Below are 22,363 nucleotides of genomic sequence, written 5' to 3' on the forward strand. Positions count from 1 at the left end.
GAGGAGAGCAGTCATGGACGAGGAAACCACCACGACCGGGCACGTCACCCGCAAGGCGGTGCTGCGGGCCGCGCTCGCCGCCGGCATGGCGGCGCCCGCGGTGCTCATGGGCGTCCCGGCGCTCGCCCGTACCCTCACCGCCGGCGAGGCGGCACCCGAGCTCACCCCCGAGTGCGACGACGGCGACGACCCCACCCCGCCGCAGACCGAGGGCCCCTACTTCAAGCCGAACTCGCCGCTCCGGACGAGCCTCGTGGACGCGGGGACGGCCGGCGTGCGGCTCACCGTCAGCGGATACGTCTTCGGGCTCGCCTGCCGGCCGATATCCGGCGTGCTGCTGGACTTCTGGCAGGCCGACACCAACGGCGCCTACGACAACGCCGGTTACCGCTTCCGGGGCCACCAGTTCACCGACGCCAACGGCGCCTTCCGGCTCACCACGATCGTGCCCGGCCTCTACCCCGGCCGCACCCGGCACATCCACGTCAAGCTCCAGGCGCCCGGCCGTCCGGTGCTCACCACGCAGCTGTACTTCCCGAACGAGCCCCGCAACAACACCGACACGATCTTCGACCCGCGGCTCCTCATGACCGTGCGGGACGCGGGCGGCGCCCGGGAGGCGGCCTTCGACTTCGTCCTGAACGTGCCGCAGAACCCCGGCCCGAGCCCGACGCCGACCCCGACGGCCACCGCGACGACCCAGCCGCCCGGCGGCACGTGGGCCGTCGGGACCGCCTACAAGGCGGGGGACGCCGTCACGTACGGCGGCCTGGGCTACGTGTGCCTCCAGGCACACACGGCCCAGGCCGGGTGGGAGCCGCCGAACGTCCCGGCGCTCTGGCGGCTCCGGTGATCCGGTGATCCGGGGATCCGGGGCTAGGCCGAAGGAACGATCCGGCCGCGGACCTCGCCGAGCGCCACGCGCGTGCCGTCCGGGCCGGGGGCCCAGGCGGTCAGGACGACCTCGTCGCCGTCCTCCAGGAACGTCCGCTTGCCGCCCGCGAGTTCGAGGGCGTCCCGGCCGTTCCAGGTGAGTTCGAGCAGCGAGCCGCGCTGGTTCACCTCGGGGCCGGAGACGGTCCCGGAGCCGTACAGGTCGCCCGTGCGCAGCGAGGCGCCGTTCACCGTCATGTGGGCGAGCTGCTGGGCCGCCGTCCAGTACATGGAGGAGAACGGCGGCTCTGCGACCGTCTCGCCGTTGATCTCGACCGTGATGCGCAGGTCGAAGCCGCCGGGCTCCTCCTCGTCCGCGTCGTCGAGGTAGGGGAGGAGCGGGAAGTCGCGCGCCGGCGGGGCCGTACGGGCGGCGTCCAGGGCCTCCAGGGGGGTGACCCAGGCGGAGACGGAGGTCTGGAAGGACTTGCCGAGGAACGGGCCGAGCGGCACGTACTCCCAGGCCTGCACGTCACGGGCCGACCAGTCGTTGAGCAGCGTCAGGCCGAAGACGTGCTCGCGGAAGTCCGCGAGCGGGACGGAGGTGCCGAGCTCCGAGGGGGTGCCGACGAGGAAGCCGACCTCGGCCTCGATGTCGAGCTTGACCGACGGGCCGAAGACCGGCGCCGCGTCCGTCGGCGCCTTGCGCTGCCCGGAGGGGCGCACGACGTCGGTGCCGGAGACGACGACCGTGCCGGCGCGGCCGTGGTAGCCGATCGGCAGGTGCTTCCAGTTGGGGGTGAGCGCGTCCCCGTCGGGACGGAAGATCTTCCCGACGTTGGTGGCGTGGTGCTCGCTCGCGTAGAAGTCGACGTAGTCGGCGACCTCGTACGGCAGGTGCAGGGTGACCGCGTCGAGCGCGTGGAGCAGCGGCTCGATGTCCGCGCGGTGCGCGGGGACGGTCACCCAGGCGGTGAGGGCCCGGCGGACGTCGCGCCAGGCGGTCCGCCCGGCGGCGAGCAGCGGGTTCAGGCTCGGCTGCGCGAGGAGGGCCGCGTACGGGGAGCCGAGCGCGTGGGCGGCGGCGCCCGCGTCCAGGACGTACCCGCCGATCCGGACGCCGAGTCGGCGCCGCTCGGGCTCGTCGGCGGTGGAGAAGACGCCGTACGGGAGGTTGTGCGGGCCGAAGGGATCGCCCTCGGCCAGATCGAGCGGGCTGTGCTCGGACATCGGTGCGTGCCTCGCTTTCCGTGTGTGGGGGACACGTTACGGCGCTTGCCGCCGGGCGCTGATGACATGGATCACACGGAAAGTGCGCTTTCCGTGGGCAACTACCCATGTTTGGGCGGTATGTCGCTCGTGGTGGCGGCGTAAACGACTTCGAGCACCGCAACCGGCCCTCCCCCCGGGGCATTCCCGGACCTACGATCACCGTGGCGTCGTCTCGCGTGAAGCCCCCGCGGAGTACGCCTCATCACTCTTGTTCGCTCTTCCCTGACCAGGAAAAGGTCCGCACTGTGAAGATTCGCCGCACAATCGCGACCGCCGTCGCCGCCGCCGTGACCACTCCGGCCCTGTTCCTCTCCGCCGCGCCCGCCTTCGCCGACACGCCGAGCGTCCCGAACCCGTCCCAGAGCAAGCAGGACGCCTCCGGCGAGGAGGACCCGGAGGACGGTGACTTCGCGGAGTACGAGAAGCTCGCCGCCGCGGTCGAGGCCGCCGAGGCGAAGATCGAGGCCATCGACGCGAAGCGCGACGCCGTCGAGGCCAAGATCGAGAAGAAGGACGTCGGCGAGGAGGTCGCCACCGAGCTCGCCGAGGCGAAGAAGGCCCTCGCCGCCGCCAAGACGGCCGTGGAGACCGCCGAGGAGGAGCTGACCAAGGCCCAGGAGGCCCTGGACGCGATCAAGGACGACGCCCCGCAGACGGAGAAGGACGCCGCGGCGAAGGCCGTCGAGGACGCGGAGAAGGCCGTCGACGACGCCATCGGCGCCCGCGAGGACGCCCAGGAGCGTTACGACGCCGCCGACACGGCCTTCGACGACGCCATGGTGGCGCTGTTCAGCGAGCTCTCCCGCCTCGACGACGAGCGCACCGAGGCCGAGCAGGAGCTCTCCGACGCCGAGGACGCCCTCGACGAGTTCGAGAACGGCGACTGGGAGGAGTGCGTCGAGGACCCGAACATCAAGGTCGCGCTGACCGGCCCGACGGCCATCACCGCCGGTCAGAGCGGCATCTTCTCGATGAAGGTCAGCAACGCCTCCGACGTTGCCCTCAACGGCGTCCAGGCGTACGCCGGCGCGCTCCGGCTGCCCGAGTCCATCGACGAGGAGACCGACGAGATCGACGAGGACACGGACTGGGAGGAGCGGCGCATCCAGGTCGAGTGGTCCACCACCGACGCCCCGGGCTGGAAGAAGTTCAGCGAGGAGACCGGTCCGATCGAGCTCGGCACGATCGCCGAGGGCGGCGCCGAGGACGTCAGGCTGCGTCTGACCGTCGAGAAGGACACCCCGGCCGGTGAGGGCGTCGCCTTCGCCATGGGCGCGTACGAGGCGGAGGGGGCCGACGACTCCCCCTGCGGTCTCGGCGAGGCCATGGACACCGCCGACTTCGACATCGTCGCGGCCGAGGAGCCGACCACGGCCCCGACGGACGAGCCGACCGAGGAGCCGACGGAGGAGCCCACCGCGAAGCCCACGCCGTCCCCGTCGACCACCACCCCCGCCCCCGTGGCGACCGCCACCACCGGCAACAGCAACACCACCCCGCAGGGCTCGGCCGCGGCCGGCGCCCTCGCGGACACCGGTGCGAACGACAGCACCCTCCCGCTCGGCCTCGCCGCCGTGGGTGCCGTCGTCCTCGGTGCCGGTGCGCTGCTCTTCGGCCGCCGCCGCAAGGCCGGCGCGAAGGCGTAAGCCCCGTAGGGCCCGTACGACCCGTAAGGCCCGCAAGACCCCTCACGTCCCCCGTACGGCGCGGCCTCAGCCCGCCGTGCGGGGGATGTGCTCTTCCCAGGTCCGGTGGAAGACGACCTCGCCGCCCTCCTTGCACACGACCTCGTTGCGCGTGAAGAAGGCGTCCGCGTCGCAGGCGATCTCCGACACCGTGTCGACCGTCACGTCCCAGGCCAGCTCCGGCCGGTGGAGGCGGATCGACCACTCCGAGCGGGTCCGCGCCGACAGCGGGTCGCCCTCGTCGATCGTGTACGTCTCCACGGCGTCCTCGGTGAACTCCAGACCGTCCGGGTACACGCGCGTGCCGCCGTACTTCGGGTCGACCTCCAGCTTCCACTCGCCCTTCGCCACGTCCCTGACGACGACCCGCTCGGGGCGCGGCTCCTCCAGGCTCTGCGGGTAGGAGACGCCGAGCGGGGCCGACTGCTCCGGCTCCTCCCACTCGACCGCGTCCTCGGTGTGCTCGCGGACGGGCAGCGTCAGTGAGGAGCCCGCCGGGTCGAGGGTGAAGCCCGCGGCGTCCGGCTGCGGCCAGATCCACGGCCAGTACGTCGACGAGACCGCGAGCCGCACCCGGTGGCCGGGCGGGAAGGTGTGCCCGATGCCGTTCAGCTCGAAGTCGAAGCTCTCCACCTCCCCGACCTGCGCCTCCACCGCCCGGTCGCGGCCGTAGCGGGCGGAGAAGTTCAGCGCGCCGCGCGTGACGAGCGTCGAGGAGCCGTCGGGCGCGATGTCGCAGAGCCGGGCGACGACCTGCCCGGTCGGCGCCCCCGCCTTCAGGGCGAGGCTCACCGACGGGCGGCCGAGGATCTCGATCGGCCCGCCGTCCTCGGGCACGGGGAAGTCGAAGCAGGCCGAGTGGGCGTCCTCGTCGCGCTGGTCCGGCGGCAGGTCGGCGTCGTTGCCGAAGGGGAAGAAGCGGCCCGCGTCGATGCCGGTCTGCTGCGGGGAGTCGACGACGACCGGCGCGCCCTGGAAGCCGTACGTGACGGGCGTGACGTGCGGGGACGGCCAGGCGGTGTCGGCGACCCAGCGCCCCGGCAGCTCCTCGTAGACGGTGGCGGGCGGGTGCGACTCGCTGATCCAGGAGCGCAGCAGCGGCTCGGCCATCACGTCGTTGTCGACGCCCTTGAGGTGGTGGTCCCACCAGCGCAGCGTCTCCTGGAGGAAGCCGATCGCGGGGCCGGGCGGCAGGCCGCGGTCCGGGTACTGGTGGGACCAGGGGCCGATGATCCCGCGCACCCGGTCCTGTGGGAGGTGCTCGGCGAGCCGCAGGACGGTGTCCCGGTACGGGTCGTGCCAGCCGCCGACGGCGAGGACGGCGGCCTTGATCGCCGAGTAGTCCTCGCAGACGCTGCCGTGCTTCCAGTACGCGTCCCGGGTCTGGTGGCCGAGCCAGGTGTGGACGAGCGGCTCGACGCTCTCCAGGCGCCTGAGCCACAGCTCGCGCCACTGCTCGCCGAGGTACATCGGGTCCGGCGGGCGCGCGACGAAGGCGAGCATGGTCGCGGCCCAGGCGTGCATGTCGACGCCGAGGACCGAGCCGCCCATGTAGTGGACGTCGTTGTCGTAGCGGTCGTCGGTGGAGCAGACGGTGACGACCGCCTTGAGCGGTTCGGGGGCGAGCGCGGCGATCTGGAGCGAGTTGAAGCCGCCCCAGGAGATGCCGAACATGCCGACCTTGCCGGTGCACCAGGGCTGCTCGGCGAGCCAGTTCACGACGGCGACGCCGTCGGCGAGCTCCACGGCGTCGTACTCGTCGCCGGGGAGGCCCTCGCTGTTGCCGTGGCCGCGGACGTCGACCCGTACGGACGCGTAGCCGTGGCCGGCGTACCAGGGGTGGCGCTGCCAGTCGCGGGGCGCGGTCCAGTCGGTCAGGCGGTACGGCAGGTACTCCAGGAGCGCCGGCACGGGGTCGTCGGTGACGGGCCGCCACACGCGCGCGTACAGCTGCGTTCCGTCCGGCAGCGGGATGCGGACGTCCTCGTGCCGGGTCTCGTACGGGAAGTCGGTACGGATCTTCGTCATCTTCGTCGTCATCAGGTCACCTCAGTGGACGGGGTGCATCGTGCGGCGCAGCCAGGGCGCCAGGGCGATCACGGCGAGGCCGACGGCGACGGCCACGGCGCCGTTGACGCCGAAGTACACGGGCTTGGAGACGTCGTCGTAGAGCTTCACGGTCTGCGCCTGGATGCCGTTGGCGAGTGCGAGGGAGAGGAACCAGAGCGACATCGTCTGGCTGGAGAAGGCCTTCGGGGCGAGCTTGCTCGTGGCGGACATGCCGGAGGTCTCCAGGAGCACGTCGCCGAGGCCGAGGAGCAGGTACGAGCCGACGATCCACCAGGCGGCCATCTGGTACGTGTCGTCCGCGTGCCCGGAGGTCGGCAGGACCATCAGGAGGAAGGACAGGCCGCCGAGGATCACGCCGATGGCGATCTTGTTGGAGGCGTGCGGCTGGCGGTGGCCCATCCGGGCCCAGACGGCGGCCACCACGGGGGCCAGGAGGACCTCGAAGGCGCCGAGGGCGGAGGCGTACCAGCTGGCCGGGAAGTCGAAGCCGAGGATGGTCGTGCGGGCGTTGGTGGACGCGAGCAGCATCATCGTCGAGTACGCCTGGAAGAGGATGAAGTTGAACGCCACCGAGGCCAGGAACAGCACGATGTACGGCTTCAGGCGGCCGCGTTCCTCGGCGGTGACCCGGGGGCTCCGGAACATCACCCAGAAGTAGACGACGGGCGCGATCACCGAGATCAGCGTGAGGACGTCGACGAACCGGTCCATGGTGAGCCAGCCGGCGAGGGCGAGGCCCGTGGCGGCGGCGGCCACCACGACCGCGCCGACGGCCATCGCGCGGACGGCGCGGCGCATCGCGTCGGGGGCGAGCGGGAACTCGGCGCCGTGCTTGCGTCCGGCCAGGTGACGGCGGCCCGTGACGTACTGGACCAGGCCGAAGGTCATGCCGATCGCGGCGGCCGAGAAGCCCCAGTGGTAGCCCTTGTGGTCGGCGAGCCAGCCGGTGATCAGCGGTCCGGCGAAGGCGCCGATGTTGATCGCCATGTAGTAGAGCGCGAAGCCGGCGTCCCGGCGGTCGTCGTCGGTGCGGTACAGCTTGCCGACCATCGTCGCCACGTTCGGCTTCAGGAGGCCCGTGCCGGAGCTGATCAGGCCGAGGCCGACCCAGGTCATGGCGCCGGTCGGCACGGCCATCGAGTAGTGGCCGCAGGCGATGAGGACGCCGCCCCAGAGGACCGCGCGGTACGAGCCGAGGATGCGGTCCGCGAGCCAGCCGCCGGCCACCGAGACGAGGTAGACGAGCGTGCCGTACGCGGCGGAGACCGAGGCGGCGGTCCCGGAGTCCATGCCGAGGCCGCCCTCGGAGACGGCCGCGGCGAAGTACAGCACGAGGATCGCCTGCATGCCGAGGAAGGAGAACCGCTCCCAGACCTCGAGCCCCGAGAGGGTGAGGAGCCCTCGGGGGTGGCCGAGGAACGCGCGGTCGTCCTCGGGTGGCGGCTGCTCGCCTTCGCCGTTCGTATCGGTGTCGATCGTTGTTCGGGACAAAACGCCTACTCCTGGTCGTATGAGCTGATCACGAACATACCGGGGGTGACGGGAAGGCGCCCACGGTGATCGAAAGGTGACCGGATACGCTGGCTTGAGCGAATCGAGCGACACATCGACAATCCGTGTGATCAACCGTTTGATCGCCGAGCAGGCGTCAGCAGACAGGAGACCCCCTCGTGACCGTCGTCGGGCCGTTCGGCCTCAGCGTGCGGGACCAGGCTCTTGAGGCCGATGTCCAGAGCGGTCTGGCGGCCGTGGAGGCGGGCCTCCTGGCCGCCACCAAGAGCGACGTCCCCTTCATCACCGAGGCCGCGCAGCACCTCGTCCTGGCAGGTGGCAAGCGGTTCCGCCCCCTGCTCGTGATGCTGGCCGCCCAGTTCGGCGACCCCTACGCGCCGGGCGTCGTGCCCTCCGCCGTGGTCGTCGAACTCACCCACCTGGCCACGCTGTACCACGACGACGTCATGGACGAGGCCGACGTCCGGCGCGGCGTCCCGAGCGCCAACACGCGCTGGGGCAACTCCATCGCCGTCCTCACGGGTGACTTCCTCTTCGCGCGTGCGTCGCACACGCTCGCGGACCTCGGTCCCGAGGCCGTACGCATCCAGTCCGAGGCGTTCGAACGGCTCGTGACCGGCCAGATCCTGGAGACCGCGGGACCGACCGACGGCCGCGACCCGATCGACCACTACCTCGACGTCCTCGGCGGCAAGACCGGCTCGCTCGTCGCCGTCTCCTGCCGCTTCGGCGCGATGATGGCCGGCGCCGAACCCGGCGTCGTCGACATCCTCACCCAGTACGGCGAGCGGCTCGGCGTCGCCTTCCAGCTCGCCGACGACGTCCTCGACATCGCCTCCGACTCCCACGAGTCCGGCAAGACCCCCGGCACCGACCTCCGCGAGGGCATCCCCACCCTCCCCGTCCTGCGCCTGCGGGCCGAGGCCGCGGCCCACGGCCGCCCCGAGGACGTCGAGCTCGTCGCCCTCGTCGACGGCGACCTCACCGACGACGCCCGGCACGCCGAGGTGCTGCGCCGGCTGCGCGTCCACCCCGCCCTGGAACACGCCCGCCGGGACACCGTGCGGTACGCCGAGGAGGCGCGGGCGATGCTCGACCCGCTGCCCGAGGGGTACGCGAAGGCGGCCCTCCAGGAGCTGTGCGACGCGGTGGTCCACCGCGCGGGCTGAGGCGCGGTCCACCACGGGTCGGGGCGCTGTCCCACGCGGGCCGAGGCGCTGTCCCACGCGGGCCGGGGCCTTTTCCTCCGCCGCCAGACCGAGGGAAACTCAGGGTCGGGTCATACCGGAGCAGTACGTGAGGTTGATCCCGGGGGCTGACGCCTCCGGGTCCCCGTTTTGGTGAGATGGAGTCATCGACCACTACGGCACGACGGCGCACGGAGGAAGCGGAGACCATGGCAGACACCCGTAAGGCGAGCCGGTTCATCGTCCCGGCCGCGGTGGCAGGAGTCGCCGCGGCGACCATCGGGCTCGTCCCGGCGCTGGCCGCGTCCGGCGACCCGGACCTCCCCGACATCACGGCCCAGCAGCTCATCGAGAAGATCGCGGCCTCGGACACCCAGACCCTCTCCGGCACGTTCCGGATCTCGACCGACCTCGGCCTCCCGCTGGAGGGCCTGGCCTCGGGTCTGGCGGGCATCGGGGGCGGCTCGGGCGACGACTCGTCCTCCGCCTCCCCGTCGACGGACCCGGCCCAGAAGCTCACCGAGCTCGTCTCCGGCACGCACACGCTCCGCGTGGCCGCCGACGGCCCCGAGCGCCAGAAGCTGACGCTGGTCGACGGCTCCGACGAGTACAGCCTGATCCACAACGGCGACGACGTCTGGGCGTACGACAGCAAGGCGAACGAGGTCGTCCACGAGAAGGGCGCGTCCGAGGGTCCGGACAAGGGCTCCGCCGACGTGGAGAAGGAGCTCCCGGCCACGCCGAAGGCGCTCGCCGACGAGGTCCTGAAGGCGGCCGGCGACACCACGTCGATCACCGTCGGCGGCACGGCGAAGGTGGCCGGCCGGGACGCGTACCAGCTGGTGATCAAGCCGAAGCAGTCCGGATCGACGGTCGAGTCGATCAAGATCGCGGTGGACTCGGCGACCGGCACGCCGCTGAAGTTCACGCTCGCCTCGGTCCAGGGCGGCAAGCCGGTCCTGGACGCCGGCTTCACGAAGGTCGACTTCGGCAAGCCGGACGCCTCGACCTTCGACTTCAAGGCGCCGGAGGGCGCGAAGGTCACGGAGGGCCTGGACGGGGCGGAGAAGGGCGAGGGGGCCGGCGGCTTCGGCTTCGGCCCGGACTTCGGCAAGGACTTCGCGAAGGGCTTCGCCCCCGGCGCGGGCGAGGGCGGCGAGATGAACGTCGTCGGCGAGGGCTGGACGACGATCGCGAAGATCGACACCGGCGCCGACGTGCCCGCCAAGACGGACGAGGCACCGAAGGAGATCCAGGGCCTCCTGGACTCGTTCGGCGACAAGGTCAGCGGGAAGTTCGGCTCGGGCACGGTCTTCACGACGAAGATCGTGAACGCGCTGGTCACGGACGACGGCACGGTCTACGTCGGCGCGGTGACGAAGGACGCGCTGGTGGACGCGGCCAACGCGGCCAAGTAGGCGCCGCGGGCAGTCTGATTGGGAGCCCGGGTGGGTCGGGGCGATGGTCACCGACCCACCCGGGAGCTCGTTTCTCCGTTACGGGAACGTCAGCTTGAAGCTGTTGATGTACCCGGTGTCGGCGGAGGCCTTGTCCTGGACGCGGAGCTTCCAGGCACCGTTGGCGACCTCGGAGGACGCGTTCACGGTGAAGGTCTGCTGGATGTTGTCGGCGCTGCCGCCGGAGCGGTTGGAGAGGCTGTAGACCGACCCGTCGGGCGCGACGAGGTCGACGACCAGGTCACCGCGGTAGGTGTGGACGATGTCCACGCCGACGGCGAGGTTGGACGGGGCGTTGCCGGTGACCCCGGTGACGTTGACCGTGGACGTCACGGCCGCGCCGGGGGAGTCCGGGATGGCCACGTCGGCGGTGTTCTCGAAGACCGTGCCGGTCGGCGGGGTGGTCGTGGTCCCGGACAGCGTCCACACCGCGTGGGCGAGGGCGTCGCTGTTGCGGTCGAGGGCGGTGTCGTTGATGTTCGCCGTCGTGTCGCAGGACGAGTGGTAGCAGCGGTCGAAGGCCGTGGCCGTACCGCCCCACTTCGCCACCTGGGCACTGGTCTTGACCCGGCTCGCGCCGGTGAAGAGACCACCGACGGGGACGCCGACGTTCTTGAACGAGGCGTGGTCCGAGCGTCCGTCGCCCTCGGTCTCGATCTCCGTGGGGACACCGATCCCCGCGAAGTAGTTCTTGAGGGTCTGCTCGATCGTCGGGTCGTCGTCGTAGACGAAGTAGCCCGGGTTCGGCGACCCGATCATGTCGAAGTTCAGGTAGCCGGCGAGCTTGGCGCGCTCGGTCGTCGGCAGCTGGGCCACGTAGTACTTCGAGCCGACGAGCCCGAGCTCCTCCGCACCCCACCAGCCGAAGCGCAGGTGCTTGGTGGGCTGGTAGCCGGAGCGGGCGACCGCGAGGGCGGTCTCCAGGACGGCCGCGGACCCGGACCCGTTGTCGTTGATGCCGGGACCCGAGGACACCGAGTCGAGGTGCGCCCCGGCCATCAGGACCTGGTTCGGGTCACCGCCCGGCCAGTCGGCTATCAGGTTGTAGCCGGTGGCGCTGTTGGAGGTGAAGGTCTGCAGCGTGGTCGTGTAGCCGGCGGCGTCGAGCTTGGCCTTCACGAAGTCGATGGACGCCTTGTAGCCGGTACGGCCGTGGGCGCGGTTTCCGCCGTTGGCGGTGGCGATCGACTGGAGGTCCGTCAAGTGCTGCTTGACGTTGGCGAGCGGGATGTCGGGCGCGGCGGCGGCCGCCTGCGACCCGGCGGAGGCGGTCCCGGTGAGACCGCCGAGGGCGAGCGCCGCGAGGGCGGCGGCCGCGGTGATGCGTCTGGGCACGGAGATGTTCATCTGTGGGGGCTCCGGATTCCGAACGGGGATGGGGACGGAACGTGCGAGACGCCCCGGGCGTGTGTGCCACGAGGCGCTGGAGCTGTGCGAGTGCGTGCGCTGTGTTCAGTTGTTCGTGGGTACGGCTGTGCGCACTGCTGCGCGTGCTGAATGTTCAGCGAGAATTTGACTCTGCGTCAAGAGCGGAAACCGGTCAGGTTGGTTCGGTGAGCGGACACCGCCCCGACCGGCACGGCTAGGCGACCCGTTGCCCGTGGGGCGAGACGTCACGACAGTCACGGCAGAGGCTGCCGGGTTCGGCGGAGGGGGAGCGGAAGGGCCGCTCGCACTCCTCGCAGACCTGCTGGACGGGGGAGCGGGGCGCCGGAGCGAGAGCGGGGAGCTCGGGCGGCACGAGGGCGGCGAGGCGGTGCGCGAGGAAGCCGGCCGGGTGGGCGAGGTCCTCCGGGAGGCGCGCGCAGAGGGTCCGTACGACGGCGTCGGCCCGGGCGCCACGATCGAGCCAGGCGGTGAGGGAGGGGGCGAGCCGCTCGACGTCCCGGGCGGACAGCAGGAGCCGGGGCTCGTGGACGCGGAGCGAGGCCAACAACTGGGCGGCGGGACGGTGCTGTTCGGGCAGCGGGGCGACGGTCGGCTGTTCGGCCCGAGGTGCGGGCTTCTGTACGGGCTTCGGCGCGGGCTTCGGCTCCGATGGCGCCAAGGGCGGCGGTGTCGGCGGTGCCGGAGGGCCTGGCGGTGTCGGCGGCGCGGGGCGGATCTCACCCTTCGGCTGGTTGTACGAGATCGTGAGCAGCACGAAACGCCCGTCGGGCAGTCGCTCCCGAACGCGCTCCAGGTAGCCGTGGCCCTCCAGCTCGCGCATGGCGGCGGCGACGCGGAACTCGGTGTCCGTGTGCTCGGCCGCGACGGCCTTGACGCTGACGCGGGCCCCGGCGGGCAGCGACTGGAGGTAGGTGGCGAGCCCCTTCGCGGCGAGGGACATGCCCCGGCGCTGGGCGAGGTGGTTGCCCACGACGGTGTAGTGGGCCGTGTGGCGGACGTTGACGTGAACGAGCCCAGAAGCGCGCGGCAGCGCGCTAGCCTGTGAGGCAGCCATGGGGAAGCTACTACTTCCTCGATGGTCAGGCCCTCGACCGGGATTGCAGTCCCGTCGGGGGCCGACGTGTTGTGTGGGGTTGTCGGCGTGAGCATATGCCAGGCAACCGGCCCCGAATCCAGTCCAGTTGGCAGAAGTCACCCGTGTGAGTGACGGCGTGCCTCCGGGAGGGAGGGGAGGGGTTGGGAGGGTACTTCCCCAGGCCTTTAAAGCTTTTGTCGCGCGGTCCGCCGCGACGCCGAAAGCAGCGTCGCGGCGGGCCCGAACGCGCCCGGTCCGCTACTGCTCGGGCTCGAATTCCTCGCCGGTGAGGGCGTCCACGTACCCGCTGGTGTACGTGTGGTTCTCGTCGACCTCGACGAACCACGCGGGGACCCACGCGCTGCCGTGCTGCGCGGCCAGCAGCACGGCGGACGGGGTGCCCGAGGCGCGACCCTGCTCCGGCCCCAGGACGGCGGCGAGGGCCGCCTCACGGCTGACGCGAGGCTTGGCGACCGTCTGGTCCGGCACGTCGTTCATCGTCACCTGGCTGCTGCGGCCCGTCCGGTCGACCTGGACGTCGAGGCGCATGGGCATGAGGACCCCGCGCGCGTCGGACCGACGCCAGCTGGTCATCCACCCCGTCTCGGCCTTCTCGCCGACGGGATCGGTACGCACGTCCGCGCCGGAGAGAGCCGGGCCGCCACCGTTCCCGTGCCATTCGGGCCGTGCAGGAAGCTGACCTCCGTGACCTCGCCGCGTCCGTCGAACGCGTCCCGCACGGCGGCCTCGATCGCCTCCTCCTGCTCGTCGGTCGCCCGCGCGAACCCCACGGTCCGGTCCATGACCTGCGGCTCCACCAGGAGCCCCATGGCGAGTGCGATCACCGCGAGTGAGCCGGAAGCGGCGTACGCGCTCCGCGCCTCCCAGCGGTGCGCGAACCGGCTCCTCGGCCGCTCCAGGAGGGTGACGACCCAGCCGGCGAGCGCGCCGGTGACGGCGCCGACGGAGTTCATGAGCAGGTCGCTGGTGTCGCACCCCCGGCCGAGGAAGGCCAGCGTGCCCTGAAGCGTCTCGATGCCCGCCGTCAGGAGTACGACGAAGACCATCATCAGCACACATCCGCGGGAGGGGTCTGGTACGTGACGCCGTTCTGCACGTTCAGTAGGCCGATGGTCGGGTAGCAGGGGTATTTCACGCCGCTCCACTGGCTCGGGCAGTGGGTGACGGTCTTCGGTGGGCGCTCACGGGAGAGTCAGGTCGGCCCACACGGTCTTGCGGGGGATCGGTCCCGTCCGTACGCCCCAGCTCCGCGCGAGCCCCGCCACGAGGAGGAGCCCGCGCCCCGATTCCTCCTCGCCGGGGCGCCCGATCGCCGGGAGGCGGTCACCCCGGGTGTCCGTCACCTCGATGCGGAGGGTGTCCTCCGTCGCGAGAAGGGCGAGGTGGAAGTCCCGGCCGGACACGTGCCCGTGCGTCGCCGCGGTGGCCGCCAGCTCGGCGACGATCTGGGCCGCCGGGTCCATGGCGGCCCCCAGTCCCCAGGAGCGCAGCTGCTCGACGGCGAGCAGCCGGGCGAGCCGTGCGCCACGGCGGGTCGCGGAGAGCTGGATTCCGAATTGGCGTGCGGACGCCATCAGTTGGCTGAGTTCCTGATTCATGCCACCCAGCGTGGTGGCGCGTGCCTACGCTGCCCATCGAACACGCCCTTACGTACGGTTACTGTCCTGCGGCTGTCCGGTGCTGTCCCGACTGTCCCGCGCGGAGTTGCGGAAGGGCTCTGCCGGAGGAGGTGGACACGCATGAGCGTGATCGATGTGGACGGTGCAGGGGCCGAAGGGTGGGATCTTGAACCTGGTGACGAGTCGGGGGCGGCGGTCGTCGCCGCCGTCGGCCGCCAGCTCAAGAGGTGGCGAGAGATGAAGGGGCTGAGCGCGGTCGAGCTGGGCGATCTGCTCGGATACGGCGAGGACCTGATCCGCAAGGTCGAGCGGGGCGCGCGTATCCCGCGCCCCGAGTACCTCGACAAGGTGGATGGTGCGCTGAACGCGGGCGGAATGGTCTCGGTGATGAAGGCCGACGTGATGGAGGTCCGGTACCCGAAGAAAGTGCGGAGCTTGGCGAAGTTGGAGGCGCGAGCAGTCGAGTTCTGCATGTACACCAACTTCGACATTCACGGTCTCCTGCAGACTCGGGAGTTCTCCGAGGCGCTGATGAGGACGTGGCGCCCCGCGTACAGCGAGGAACAGCTGGATCGGTATCTCGTGGCGCGTGACGACCGCCGCTCAGTGCTGCGGAAGACCCCGGCGCCGGAGTTCAGCTTCATCCAGGAAGAGGTGTCGCTGCGCAGGCCCGTCGGGGGGAAGATGGTGCTGCGCCGACAGCTGGAACACCTCCTCGAAGTCAGCGAGTTGCCTCATGTCTCGATTCAGGTCATGCCGACCGCGCGCACTGACCATCCCGGGGCGAGTGGGGTGATCGAGCTCCTCAAGTTCGGTGACGGTACGGCGATCGGGCGTATGGACGGAGACTTCGGAGGCCGTCCCGTCTCCGACCCGAAACGGCTCCGGCTCCTGGACCTGCGCTATGGCATCATCCGGTCCGTGGCCCTCACTCCGGCGGAGTCGCGGGACTTCATCGAGCAACTGCTGGGAGAGACATGATCGGCACGCCCGAACTGGACTGGTTCAAGAGCAGCTACAGCAATGGCGCCAACGGCGATACGTGCGTCGAGATCGCCACCACCCCCGCCGCCGTCCACATCCGCGACTCCAAGGACGCCGAAGGCCCCCGTCTCGCCATCGCGCCCAGCGCCTGGGCCGGTTTCGTGGCCTACGCCTCCGGCGAGTAGGGCTCAACTCGCCCTCGGCGAAAGCCCCGTGTCGTCGGGAATCGACCGCGCGGCGCGGCAGTTGTGGCCGTACAGTCGGGACCCGACGGTCGCTTTCGGCCAGACGGGCCACGGGGGCCACGGGCCGTGAAGGTCACGAGGAGGAGCGCGTCGTATGAAGATCGCCGTACTGGGCACGGGCGAGGTCGGGCGTCGGATCGCCGGGAGGCTGGCGGGGCTCGGGCATGACGTGACCCTCGGGTCCCGGACCGCCGACAACGCCGACGCCGCCCAGTGGGCGGCGGAGAACGGCGGGGCCCACGGGACCTTCGCCGACGCCGCCGTCTCCGCCGAGCTCGTCGTGAACGCGACCGGCGGGCTCGTCTCGCTCGCCGCCCTGGAGGCCGCCGGCGCGGAGAACCTGCGCGGCAAGGTCCTGGTCGACGTGTCCAACCCGCTGGACTTCTCCGGTGGCTTTCCGCCGAAGGTCGTCACCTTCGACGGGCTCAGCCTCGCCGAGCACCTCCAGAAGGCCTTCCCGGAGGCCCGGGTCGTCAAGACGCTCAACACGATGAGCAACGCGGTGATGGTCGAGCCGGGGCGCGTCCCCGGTGACCACGCCGTCTTCGTCAGCGGCGACGACGGCGACGCCAAGGCCGTCGTCACCGAGCTGCTCGGCTCCTTCGGCTGGCCGGCCGACCGGGTCCTCGACCTCGGCGACCTCTCCACCGCCCGCGCGACCGAGCAGATGCTGCCGATCTGGCTGCGCCTCTACGGCGTCCTCGGCACCGGGGACTTCAACTTCGCCGTCTCCGTCGCCAGGGCCTGAGACCGGACGCGGTCGAGGAGACCCGGTACCTCCGGGTAGGGGGTCTCCCTCGGGAGCAGGCGCTCGGCGGCCGTCAGGTCGCCCGCCCGCACCAGGCCGTGGATCTCGTGGGCGAGCGGCGTCACGTCCCGCACGGAGACCGTCCACTCGTCCGCGTACCGCCGCGAGGCCTCGCCCGCCAGGCCGAGCTGGAGCGAGCGGTACGGGAGCGGGTTCAGCCGCAGGTCCCGTTCCGGGTCCCACTGGACCCGGGCCGGGGCCTCGCGCAGCTCCCGCTTCCAGGACGCCTCGTCGGCGTGGAAGCCGCGCGCGTAGTGAGAGAGGGCGGCGTTCCGGAGGGCCCATTCGAAGCCCTCGCGGGTGATCTCGACGGCGAGGACGGTCTCCTGGCCCTCCTTGGTCCCCCAGCCGCAGCGGTACATCATCCACAGGAACGACGGCTTGATCCACGTCATCCGGTCCCGCTTCCACGTGCTCGGGAAGCGTCCGTCGCGGGCGGCCGGGAGGCCGATCCCGGGGGTGTACGCCTGGTAGACGGTGACCGTGCTGTCGGTGTGGAGGGCGCGGACGCGCTGGAACGGCTCGGGGGTCGTGGGGGTCGCGGGGATCACGGACGTCATGGACGTCAGGGTGCCGGGCTCCCCGTGGGCGCGGCCACCGGATTTTCCGGGGCCCGTACGGCGAGGGCGTCCAGCCGCACGCGGTTGCGGCGCGCCGTGCGCAGCGCGTCCCAGGTGAGGAGCGTGAGCGCGAGCCAGACCAGGGAGAAGCCCGCCCAGCGCTCCGGTGGCATCTCCTCGTGGAAGTACGCGACACCCAGGAGGAACTGGAAGGTCGGCGCGAGGTACTGGAGCAGGCCGAGCGTCGACAGCGGTACGCGGATGGCGGCCGCGCCGAAGCAGATCAGCGGCACCGCCGTGACGATGCCGGTGGACACCAGCAGGGCCGCGTGGCCGACGCCCTCGGTGCCGAAGACCAGCGTGCCTCGGGTGCCGAGCCAGACCAGGTAGCCGAGGGCCGGCAGGAAGAGGACGGCGGTCTCGGCGGCGAGCGACTCCAGGCCGCCGAGGTTGACCTTCTTCTTCACCAGGCCGTAGACGCCGAAGGAGAAGGCGAGGACGAGCGAGATCCACGGCGGACGCCCGTACCCGACCGAGAGGACGAGCACGGCGGCGAGGCCGACGCCGACCGCCGCCCACTGGACCGGCCGCAGGCGCTCCTGGAGGACGAGGACGCCGAGGGCGATCGTCACGAGCGGGTTGATGAAGTAGCCGAGGGAGGCCTCGACGACCCGGTCGTTGTTGACCGACCAGATGTAGATGCCCCAGTTCACGGCGATGACGGCCGCGGCGACGGTGATCAGGCCGAGCTTGCGCGGGTCGCGCACGAGCTCCGGTATCCAGCTCCAGCGGCGCAGCGCGAGCAGTGCGAGGCCGACGAAGACGAGGGACCACACCATCCGGTGGGCGAGGATCTCGACGGCCCCGGCGGGCTTGAGGAGGGGCCAGAAGAGCGGGACCAGGCCCCAGACGGCGTACGCGCCGAATCCGTAGAGCAGTCCCGCTCTCCCGCTGTTCTCCTGCTTCTCCGCCTTGTTCTCTGTCTCCACCGGACCTCCCGCCCCGCGCCACGCTGTCCTGTCGAAGGTAGCGCCGCACGGGGTGGGTTGCCATGCCCGTATCGCCATACGGTCATGACATTGTTATGACCGCACGCGTAAGTGGCCTATTACGCGGCGGTAGCCGCCAGGGCCTCCTTGATCGACTCCGCGATCGGCGTCGTCGGGCGGCCGATGAGCCGGGACAGGTCGCCCGTCCGCAGCGCGAGGGCGCCGTGCTCGGCGGCCCGGTCCACGTCCACCAGGATCTCGGCGAAGACCGCCGGCACCCCGGCGCCGGTGAGGATCGCGAGGTGCGCCTCGGCGGATACGGCGCTGTGGACGACCTCACGGCCGGACTGGGCGGCGACCTCGGCCGCGTACTCGGCGAACGACCACGCCGTGTCGCCGCTCAGCTCGTACGCCTTGCCCAGGTGCTCGTCGAGCGGACCGGCGACGACGGCCGCCGCCGCGGCGGCGTAGTCCGCGCGGCTCGCGGAGGCGATCCGGCCCTCGCCCGCGTTGGAGACGACGGCGCCGTGGGCGAGGACGGGGGCGAGGTTCGCCGTGTAGTTCTCGCTGTACCAGCCGTTGCGCAGCAGCGTGTACGGAAGGCCGGAGGCGAGGATCAGCCGCTCGGTCTCCTTGTGCTCGTCGGCCAGCGAGAAGTCGGCCGCGTCGCCGCCGAGGACGCCGGTGTACGCGAGCTGGGCGACGCCCGCCGCCTTCGCCGCGTCGATCACGGCCGCGTGCTGCGGGACCCGCTGTCCGACCTCGCTGCCGGAGATCAGGAGCACCCGGTCGCCGGCCTCGAAGGCCCCGGCCAGCGTCTCGGGACGGCTGTAGTCGGCGATCCGCAGCTCGACGCCGCGGTCGGCGAGGTCGGCCGCCTTCTCCTTGTCGCGCACGACGGCGGCGAGCCGCTCCGCGGGGACGGCGTCGAGGAGGGCGTCGATGACGAGACGGCCGAGCTGCCCGGTGGCGCCGGTGACGACGATGCTCATGGTGGTGGTTCCTTTGCCCGTGGGGGAGGGGGACTCCACTCACCGTACGAGGGGCGCTGTAGATTCGTAAGTACCCACTTTGAAGTAAGGTACTGGTGTGAAGGTAAGTGGAAGCGTGAACTCCGAAGAGCCGGGCAGCCTGCTCGGCGACGTCGACGGGGCCATGTGTCCCGCCCGCAACGTCCTCGAACACGTCACCAGCCGGTGGGGCGTCCTCGTCTTCATCGCGCTGGCCGAGCGCCCCTACCGCTTCAGCGAGCTGCGCCGCCGGGTCGGGCGGGTCAGCGAGAAGATGCTGACGCAGACGCTCCAGACCCTGGAGCGCGACGGCTTCGTCCACCGCGACGCCAAGCCCGTCATCCCGCCCCGGGTCGACTACAGCCTCACCGCCCTCGGCGAGGAGGCCGCCCGCCAGGTCACGGAGCTCGCCCGCTGGACCGACAGCCGGGTCCCGGCGGTCGAGGCGGCCCGCGCGCGGTACGACGACGCGCGGACGTGAACGGCGAGAGGGGCCCGGTCCGACGAACGGACCGGGCCCCTCCCCGTACGGAGACCGGGTCTTACCTCGCCACCTGCGCCGCCACCTACCCCGCCACCGTCCACGTGTCGTTCCCCGCGAGCAGCCGCGCGAGGTCGCCCTCGCCCTGCCGCTCCACGGCCGCGTCGAGCTGCTCGGCCATGAGGGTGTCGTAGACGGGCCGGTCGACGGAGCGGAAGACGCCGATCGGGGTCTGGTGCAGGGTGTCCGGGTCCGCGAGGCGCGAGAGCGCGAAGGCGGTCGTCGGCGAGGCCGCGTGGGCGTCGTGGACGAGGAGCCGGGACTCGTTCTCGGGCGTCACCGTGACGACGTCGAGGTCACCCGTGTCGGGGTTGCGGACGACGCCCTTGCCGAGCTCGGCGCCGAAGCGGATCGGCTGCCCGTGCTCCAGCCGGATCACCGCCTCCTTCGCCTGGTCCTTGTCCTTGAGGACCTCGAAGGCGCCGTCGTTGAAGATGTTGCAGTTCTGGTAGATCTCGACGAGCGCGGTGCCGTCGTGGTCGGCGGCCTGGCGGAGCACCTCGGTGAGGTGCTTGCGGTCGGAGTCGACGGTCCGCGCCACGAAGGACGCCTCCGCGCCGATCGCCAGCGACACCGGGTTGAAGGGCGCGTCGAGCGAGCCCATCGGCGTCGACTTGGTGATCTTGCCGACCTCGCTCGTCGGGCTGTACTGGCCCTTGGTGAGGCCGTAGATCCGGTTGTTGAAGAGCAGGATCTTCAGGTTCACGTTGCGGCGCAGCGCGTGGATCAGGTGGTTGCCGCCGATCGACAGCGCGTCGCCGTCACCCGTGACCACCCACACCGACAGGTCGCGGCGGGAGGTCGCGAGGCCGGTCGCGATGGCCGGGGCGCGGCCGTGGATCGAGTGCATCCCGTAGGTGTTCATGTAGTACGGGAAGCGGGACGAGCAGCCGATGCCGGAGACGAAGACGATGTTCTCCTTCGCCAGGCCCAGCTCGGGCATGAAGCCCTGGACGGCGGCGAGGACGGCGTAGTCACCGCAGCCGGGGCACCAGCGGACCTCCTGGTCGGACTTGAAGTCCTTCATGGTCTGCACGGCCTCGGCCTTGGGCACCAGGCTCAGCAGGTTCTCGGCGGACTCAGCCATCGATGGCCTCCTTGAGGGCGGCGGCGAGCTGCTCGGCCTTGAACGGCATGCCGTTGACCTGGGTGTGGCTGCGGGCGTCGACCAGGTACTTCGCCCTGATCAGGGTCGCGAGCTGGCCGAGGTTCATCTCGGGGACGACGACCTTCTCGTACCGTCGCAGCACCTCCCCGAGGTTCTTCGGGAAGGGGTTGACGTGCCGCAGGTGGGCCTGCGCGATCCGCCCGTTCTCCCGGCGGATCCGGCGCACGGCGGCGGTGATCGGCCCGTACGTCGATCCCCAGCCGAGGACCAGGGTCGACGCGCCGTCCGGGTCGTCGACCTCGACGTCGGGGACGTCGATGCCGTCGATCTTGGCCTGGCGGGTGCGGACCATGAACTCGTGGTTGGCGGGGTCGTACGAGATGTTGCCGGTGCCGTCCTGCTTCTCGATCCCGCCGATGCGGTGCTCGAGGCCGGGCGTGCCGGGGACGGCCCAGGGGCGGGCGAGGGTCTCGGGGTCGCGCTTGTACGGCCAGAAGACCTCGGTGCCGTCGGCCCCGGTGTGGTTCGGTCCGGTGGCGAACGGCGTCCGCAGGTCGGGGAGCTCCTCGACCTCGGGGACCCGCCAGGGCTCGGAGCCGTTGGCGAGGTAACCGTCCGACAGCAGGAACACGGGGGTCCTGTACGTCAGGGCGATCCGTGCCGCCTCCAGGGCCGCGTCGAAGCAGTCCGCCGGGGTCTTCGGCGCGACGACCGGCACCGGCGCCTCGCCGTTCCGCCCGTACATCGCCTGGAGCAGGTCCGCCTGCTCGGTCTTGGTCGGCAGACCGGTGGACGGGCCGCCGCGCTGGATGTCGACGATCAGCAGCGGCAGCTCCAGGGAGACCGCGAGCCCGATCGTCTCGCTCTTGAGCGCCACGCCGGGGCCGGAGGTCGTGGTCACGGCCAGCGACCCGCCGAACGCGGCCCCGAGGGCGGCGCCGATGCCGGCGATCTCGTCCTCGGCCTGGAAGGTGCGGACGCCGAAGTTCTTGTGCTTGCTGAGCTCGTGCAGGATGTCGGAGGCCGGCGTGATCGGGTACGACCCGAGGTACAGCGGCAGCGCCGCCTGCCTGCTCGCGGCGACGAGCCCGTACGAGAGGGCCAGGTTCCCGGAGATGTTCCGGTAGGTCCCCGTGGGGAACGCGCGGGTCGCGGGGGCGACCTCGTACGAGACGGCGAAGTCCTCGGTCGTCTCGCCGAAGTTCCAGCCCGCCCGGAAGGCCGCGACGTTCGCCTCGGCGATCTGCGGCTTCTTCGCGAACTTGGACCGGAGGAAGGCCTCGGTGCCCTCGGTCGGGCGGTGGTACATCCAGGAGAGCAGCCCGAGCGCGAACATGTTCTTGGAGCGCTCGGCCTCCTTCCGGGAGAGCCCGAACTCCTTGAGCGCCTCGATGGTGAGGGTCGTCAGGGGCACGGGATGGACGTGGTAGCCGTCGAGGGAGCCGTCTTCGAGGGGACTCTCGGCGTACCCGACCTTGGCCATGGCGCGCTTGGCGAACTCGTCGGTGTTGACGATGATCTCGCCACCGCGCGGTACGTCGGCGATGTTCGCCTTCAGAGCGGCGGGGTTCATCGCGACCAGCACGTTCGGGGCGTCGCCCGGCGTCAGGATGTCGTGGTCGGCGAAGTGCAGCTGGAAGGACGAGACACCCGGCAGGGTTCCGGCGGGTGCGCGGATCTCGGCCGGGAAGTTCGGCAGCGTGGAGAGGTCGTTCCCGAAGGACGCCGTCTCCGAGGTGAAGCGGTCACCCGTCAGCTGCATGCCGTCACCGGAGTCACCCGCGAAACGGATGATCACCCGGTCGAGCCGGCGCACTTCCTTCTCGGTGCTGTGGTGGGCCGTCGCCGGGGCGCTGCGCTGCTCCCCGACCAGGGCCTCACCGGCCTCGCTACTGACCTGGCTGGTCACTGAACTGGACCTCCCTCGCGGCAAGGGGACTCTTCCGCCCTGAGGCGGG

Annotated in this window: 21 protein-coding genes; 8 read left to right on the top strand and 13 right to left on the bottom strand. The window is 71.3% G+C overall.

The window, feature by feature from the left end:
* Nucleotides 1–13: 13 nt before the first annotated feature.
* Nucleotides 14–853 carry a carbohydrate-binding protein gene (locus AB0G79_RS04590; protein WP_360800058.1) on the top strand — a complete coding sequence of 280 codons (840 nt, stop codon included), beginning with the start codon at nt 14–16 and terminating at the stop codon, nt 851–853.
* A gap of 23 nt (nt 854–876) precedes the next feature.
* Here the strand turns inward: AB0G79_RS04590 and fahA are convergent, their stop codons facing one another.
* Nucleotides 877–2,103: a fumarylacetoacetase gene (gene fahA / locus AB0G79_RS04595; RefSeq protein WP_360800061.1), complete on the bottom strand. Its 1,227-nt coding sequence runs from the start codon at nt 2,101–2,103 to the stop codon at nt 877–879.
* Nucleotides 2,104–2,390: 287 nt separating this feature from the next.
* Here fahA and AB0G79_RS04600 point away from each other — a divergent pair, with 287 nt between their 5' ends.
* On the top strand, nt 2,391–3,791 hold the full coding sequence (locus AB0G79_RS04600) for an LPXTG cell wall anchor domain-containing protein (protein ID WP_360800063.1): 1,401 nt from the start codon (nt 2,391–2,393) through the stop codon (nt 3,789–3,791).
* A 66-nt stretch (nt 3,792–3,857) separates the two neighbouring features.
* Here the strand turns inward: AB0G79_RS04600 and AB0G79_RS04605 are convergent, their stop codons facing one another.
* Nucleotides 3,858–5,870, bottom strand: coding sequence for a CocE/NonD family hydrolase (locus AB0G79_RS04605; RefSeq protein ID WP_360800066.1), 2,013 nt, complete (start codon nt 5,868–5,870; stop codon nt 3,858–3,860).
* Between the two features lie 9 nt (nt 5,871–5,879).
* Nucleotides 5,880–7,391: a peptide MFS transporter gene (locus tag AB0G79_RS04610; RefSeq protein WP_360800069.1), complete on the bottom strand. Its 1,512-nt coding sequence runs from the start codon at nt 7,389–7,391 to the stop codon at nt 5,880–5,882.
* 179 nt (nt 7,392–7,570) lie between these two features.
* On the opposite strand from AB0G79_RS04610, the gene AB0G79_RS04615 reads away from it, so the two are divergent.
* A complete protein-coding gene (locus AB0G79_RS04615; protein ID WP_360800072.1) occupies nt 7,571–8,581 on the top strand; it encodes a polyprenyl synthetase family protein in 1,011 nt (336 codons plus the stop codon).
* Between the two features lie 227 nt (nt 8,582–8,808).
* A complete protein-coding gene (locus tag AB0G79_RS04620) occupies nt 8,809–10,017 on the top strand; it encodes a DUF2092 domain-containing protein (RefSeq protein ID WP_360800075.1) in 1,209 nt (402 codons plus the stop codon).
* 78 nt (nt 10,018–10,095) lie between these two features.
* Here the strand turns inward: AB0G79_RS04620 and AB0G79_RS04625 are convergent, their stop codons facing one another.
* From AB0G79_RS04625 to AB0G79_RS04645, 5 genes are all read right to left on the bottom strand, one after another.
* The gene (locus AB0G79_RS04625; RefSeq protein WP_360800078.1) at nt 10,096–11,403 is read right to left on the bottom strand and encodes a M28 family metallopeptidase; all 1,308 of its coding nucleotides are present in this window, start codon (nt 11,401–11,403) and stop codon (nt 10,096–10,098) included.
* 235 nt (nt 11,404–11,638) lie between these two features.
* The gene (locus AB0G79_RS04630) at nt 11,639–12,499 is read right to left on the bottom strand and encodes a helix-turn-helix domain-containing protein (protein WP_360800081.1); all 861 of its coding nucleotides are present in this window, start codon (nt 12,497–12,499) and stop codon (nt 11,639–11,641) included.
* Between the two features lie 279 nt (nt 12,500–12,778).
* Complete coding sequence (locus tag AB0G79_RS04635; RefSeq protein WP_360800084.1) at nt 12,779–13,114, bottom strand: hypothetical protein; 336 nt, start codon at nt 13,112–13,114, stop codon at nt 12,779–12,781.
* Nucleotides 13,111–13,590: a VanZ family protein gene (locus AB0G79_RS04640; protein WP_360800087.1), complete on the bottom strand. Its 480-nt coding sequence runs from the start codon at nt 13,588–13,590 to the stop codon at nt 13,111–13,113. Before AB0G79_RS04640 ends, AB0G79_RS04635 begins: the two co-directional genes overlap by 4 nt.
* A gap of 132 nt (nt 13,591–13,722) precedes the next feature.
* A complete protein-coding gene (locus tag AB0G79_RS04645) occupies nt 13,723–14,139 on the bottom strand; it encodes an ATP-binding protein (RefSeq protein ID WP_360800090.1) in 417 nt (138 codons plus the stop codon).
* 141 nt (nt 14,140–14,280) lie between these two features.
* Here AB0G79_RS04645 and AB0G79_RS04650 point away from each other — a divergent pair, with 141 nt between their 5' ends.
* From AB0G79_RS04650 to AB0G79_RS04660, 3 genes are all read left to right on the top strand, one after another.
* On the top strand, nt 14,281–15,141 hold the full coding sequence (locus AB0G79_RS04650) for a helix-turn-helix transcriptional regulator (protein WP_360800093.1): 861 nt from the start codon (nt 14,281–14,283) through the stop codon (nt 15,139–15,141).
* Nucleotides 15,138–15,329: a DUF397 domain-containing protein gene (locus AB0G79_RS04655; RefSeq protein WP_360800096.1), complete on the top strand. Its 192-nt coding sequence runs from the start codon at nt 15,138–15,140 to the stop codon at nt 15,327–15,329. Before AB0G79_RS04650 ends, AB0G79_RS04655 begins: the two co-directional genes overlap by 4 nt.
* A gap of 154 nt (nt 15,330–15,483) precedes the next feature.
* The gene (locus AB0G79_RS04660; RefSeq protein ID WP_360800099.1) at nt 15,484–16,137 is read left to right on the top strand and encodes an NAD(P)-binding domain-containing protein; all 654 of its coding nucleotides are present in this window, start codon (nt 15,484–15,486) and stop codon (nt 16,135–16,137) included.
* Here the strand turns inward: AB0G79_RS04660 and AB0G79_RS04665 are convergent.
* The 3 genes from AB0G79_RS04665 to AB0G79_RS04675 all read right to left on the bottom strand — a co-directional run bounded on the left by AB0G79_RS04665 (nt 16,080) and on the right by AB0G79_RS04675 (nt 18,738).
* Nucleotides 16,080–16,757 (bottom strand): DUF4291 domain-containing protein, encoded by a 678-nt coding sequence (locus AB0G79_RS04665; RefSeq protein ID WP_360800101.1) that lies wholly within the window; start codon nt 16,755–16,757, stop codon nt 16,080–16,082. The two genes, AB0G79_RS04660 and AB0G79_RS04665, sit on opposite strands and share 58 nt — an antisense overlap.
* Nucleotides 16,758–16,762: 5 nt before the next feature.
* A complete protein-coding gene (rarD, locus tag AB0G79_RS04670) occupies nt 16,763–17,746 on the bottom strand; it encodes an EamA family transporter RarD (protein ID WP_360800104.1) in 984 nt (327 codons plus the stop codon).
* A gap of 119 nt (nt 17,747–17,865) precedes the next feature.
* A complete protein-coding gene (locus AB0G79_RS04675) occupies nt 17,866–18,738 on the bottom strand; it encodes an NAD(P)H-binding protein (RefSeq protein WP_360800107.1) in 873 nt (290 codons plus the stop codon).
* 163 nt (nt 18,739–18,901) lie between these two features.
* Here AB0G79_RS04675 and AB0G79_RS04680 point away from each other — a divergent pair, with 163 nt between their 5' ends.
* A complete protein-coding gene (locus AB0G79_RS04680; RefSeq protein WP_360800585.1) occupies nt 18,902–19,237 on the top strand; it encodes a helix-turn-helix domain-containing protein in 336 nt (111 codons plus the stop codon).
* Nucleotides 19,238–19,322: 85 nt separating this feature from the next.
* Here AB0G79_RS04680 and AB0G79_RS04685 read toward each other — a convergent pair whose 3' ends face one another.
* Nucleotides 19,323–20,384 carry a 2-oxoacid:ferredoxin oxidoreductase subunit beta gene (locus tag AB0G79_RS04685; protein WP_360800110.1) on the bottom strand — a complete coding sequence of 354 codons (1,062 nt, stop codon included), beginning with the start codon at nt 20,382–20,384 and terminating at the stop codon, nt 19,323–19,325.
* Nucleotides 20,377–22,314, bottom strand: coding sequence for a 2-oxoacid:acceptor oxidoreductase subunit alpha (locus AB0G79_RS04690; protein WP_360800113.1), 1,938 nt, complete (start codon nt 22,312–22,314; stop codon nt 20,377–20,379). The genes AB0G79_RS04685 and AB0G79_RS04690 overlap by 8 nt, the downstream gene beginning before the upstream one ends.
* Nucleotides 22,315–22,363: the final 49 nt, after the last annotated feature.

It is taken from the genome of Streptomyces sp. NPDC020807, assembly GCF_040641575.1.
GTDB lineage: Bacteria > Actinomycetota > Actinomycetes > Streptomycetales > Streptomycetaceae > Streptomyces.

What these genes read in the sequence shown, in the direction of transcription:
- AB0G79_RS04590 (WP_360800058.1), top strand. Translation starts at nt 14, where the DNA reads ATGGACGAGGAAACCACCACGACCGGGCACGTCACCCGCAAGGCGGTG.
- fahA (WP_360800061.1), bottom strand. Translation starts at nt 2,103, where the DNA reads ATGTCCGAGCACAGCCCGCTCGATCTGGCCGAGGGCGATCCCTTCGGC.
- AB0G79_RS04605 (WP_360800066.1), bottom strand. Translation starts at nt 5,870, where the DNA reads ATGACGACGAAGATGACGAAGATCCGTACCGACTTCCCGTACGAGACC.
- AB0G79_RS04620 (WP_360800075.1), top strand. Translation starts at nt 8,809, where the DNA reads ATGGCAGACACCCGTAAGGCGAGCCGGTTCATCGTCCCGGCCGCGGTG.
- AB0G79_RS04625 (WP_360800078.1), bottom strand. Translation starts at nt 11,403, where the DNA reads ATGAACATCTCCGTGCCCAGACGCATCACCGCGGCCGCCGCCCTCGCG.
- AB0G79_RS04630 (WP_360800081.1), bottom strand. Translation starts at nt 12,499, where the DNA reads ATGGCTGCCTCACAGGCTAGCGCGCTGCCGCGCGCTTCTGGGCTCGTT.
- AB0G79_RS04635 (WP_360800084.1), bottom strand. Translation starts at nt 13,114, where the DNA reads ATGACCAGCTGGCGTCGGTCCGACGCGCGCGGGGTCCTCATGCCCATG.
- AB0G79_RS04640 (WP_360800087.1), bottom strand. Translation starts at nt 13,590, where the DNA reads ATGATGGTCTTCGTCGTACTCCTGACGGCGGGCATCGAGACGCTTCAG.
- AB0G79_RS04645 (WP_360800090.1), bottom strand. Translation starts at nt 14,139, where the DNA reads ATGAATCAGGAACTCAGCCAACTGATGGCGTCCGCACGCCAATTCGGA.
- AB0G79_RS04650 (WP_360800093.1), top strand. Translation starts at nt 14,281, where the DNA reads ATGAGCGTGATCGATGTGGACGGTGCAGGGGCCGAAGGGTGGGATCTT.
- AB0G79_RS04655 (WP_360800096.1), top strand. Translation starts at nt 15,138, where the DNA reads ATGATCGGCACGCCCGAACTGGACTGGTTCAAGAGCAGCTACAGCAAT.
- AB0G79_RS04660 (WP_360800099.1), top strand. Translation starts at nt 15,484, where the DNA reads ATGAAGATCGCCGTACTGGGCACGGGCGAGGTCGGGCGTCGGATCGCC.
- AB0G79_RS04665 (WP_360800101.1), bottom strand. Translation starts at nt 16,757, where the DNA reads ATGACGTCCGTGATCCCCGCGACCCCCACGACCCCCGAGCCGTTCCAG.
- AB0G79_RS04675 (WP_360800107.1), bottom strand. Translation starts at nt 18,738, where the DNA reads ATGAGCATCGTCGTCACCGGCGCCACCGGGCAGCTCGGCCGTCTCGTC.
- AB0G79_RS04680 (WP_360800585.1), top strand. Translation starts at nt 18,902, where the DNA reads ATGTGTCCCGCCCGCAACGTCCTCGAACACGTCACCAGCCGGTGGGGC.
- AB0G79_RS04685 (WP_360800110.1), bottom strand. Translation starts at nt 20,384, where the DNA reads ATGGCTGAGTCCGCCGAGAACCTGCTGAGCCTGGTGCCCAAGGCCGAG.